The 1449-nt window shown below is 57.8% G+C and carries 2 protein-coding genes; both read right to left on the bottom strand.

The window, feature by feature from the left end; all coding sequences use genetic code 11:
- Window positions 1-29 precede the first annotated feature (29 nt).
- Window positions 30-209 (bottom strand): hypothetical protein, encoded by a 180-nt coding sequence (locus DVK07_RS19215; RefSeq protein WP_121598485.1) that lies wholly within the window; start codon window positions 207-209, stop codon window positions 30-32.
- A partial coding sequence (locus tag DVK07_RS22820; RefSeq protein ID WP_158603190.1) for a hypothetical protein occupies window positions 209-1449 on the bottom strand: 1241 nt, incomplete at its 5' end. The genes DVK07_RS19215 and DVK07_RS22820, both read right to left, overlap by 1 nt.

Genomic DNA, 1449 nt, shown 5'->3' with positions numbered 1-1449 from the left:
AACACAAAAAATCAGGACACGGCGCATGGTCAGACCCCCGGAATCGCCGACCGGATCGTGCTCTCGACGAACCCCCACGCGAGACCGATCGGATCGTAGCCGAGCGCTACCATCGCGACCCCGACGAACACCAGCGCCGTGCCGAATTTGAGTAACGGCTCGACGACAAACGACAGGATCGACAAGTACGGCGCGAGAGGGTTCACCATCAGTTATCCTCCTGTCCAAAGAGCGCGTACACGACTCCGGCGCCGCCGACGACGGCCGCAATGAGCCCGACGTCGGGCGAGCCATCACCGAACCAACCGGCGCCGGCGCCGCCGGTGTTCTGTGATTCCTCGTACTTCTCGATCAGCTCTTGATTCTGCTCTTCGAGCTGGTTCCACTCTTCTTGCGAGATATAGTTCGAATCGTCTTGGGGTTCCGACGAATCGAAGGATGCCGAGGACGCCTCCTCTCCGGTTTCCTTGTTCGTCAGCTTGTCTACTGTGAACTCTTTGGATATCAGGAGCGTCTCGTACTGTGTCTGGTCGTCTGCGGATTCGTAGGATACCGACTCGACCTCGGTGGTAGTCGTATCCAGCTCGCCGCTCGCGTCGTAACTCCATGTGCCGTCTCCGTTGTCGGTCCAGTCGGACGCCGGAACCGAGACCGTTTCCCCGGCCGTCGTTGTGACGTTGTAGACCGTTCCCTCGTAGGGCTGGCTGGTGAGAGTGATTGTCCCACCGTCTACCCCGGAGTTGTATCCATCCCACGAACCGGAGAGCTGGCTTACGTCCGTGGTGAAATACACGTCTCCGGCGAACGTGGACGGGTCGTAAGTCTCCCCGGACTCTATCGGTCCGTCCGATTCGTCCGTAAGTCCGATTGTTCCGGAGAGCGTCGCTCCCGTCTCCGTGATTGTGATAGTTGCCTCCCGCTGCGGGTCAATTGGGATATTTAGCGCCGCGAGGTCCGAGATTGCCTGTGCCTCTGTCTCCTCCTCCGAAAGCATCTCCGCGCGGTCTCTTGGGGTAATTAGGGACGAGATCTCAATCTCCCCGCTCTGAACTTCCCCGTACACGTTCGTCACCCACGTGTCGATGCCGTCGCGGACATTTTGGAACGCGGATTCGATCTCATTATTGACGCTCTGCCAGACGGAGATCTCCAAGTAATTGAACGAGTCGCCATCAGGACCAGTTACATTAATTCGCATTACGCCCTCATCAGGTCTGCCGCCCCATCCAGCAGGAGTGGCATCAAAGGAGGCATCTACGCCAGACAGCGGCAGCAGTTCAAGCTCAGAGCCGTCGGGGAAGGTGAATAGATTATCTTCGTCGGAAGCTTCCAACTGAACCGCTTCCGTGCTTGAATCTACGTGTTCGTAGTAGAGTTCAAAGACACCCGAAGAAGATAGATCTGGGTGGTCAGAAATAAGAGAAGCGAGCGCATCGGCCTCTGCGGCGG

Source organism: Halorubrum sp. Atlit-26R, assembly GCF_003666015.1.
Classification (GTDB): Archaea; Halobacteriota; Halobacteria; order Halobacteriales; family Haloferacaceae; genus Halorubrum.
The sequence above is the reverse complement of the archived record's forward strand: the minus strand, read 5'-3'. Positions and strand labels throughout refer to the sequence as shown.

Bases quoted from the DNA above. Each gene is read 5' to 3' on its own strand.
- DVK07_RS19215 (WP_121598485.1), bottom strand. From the start codon at position 209: ATGGTGAACCCTCTCGCGCCGTACTTGTCGATCCTGTCGTTTGTCGTC.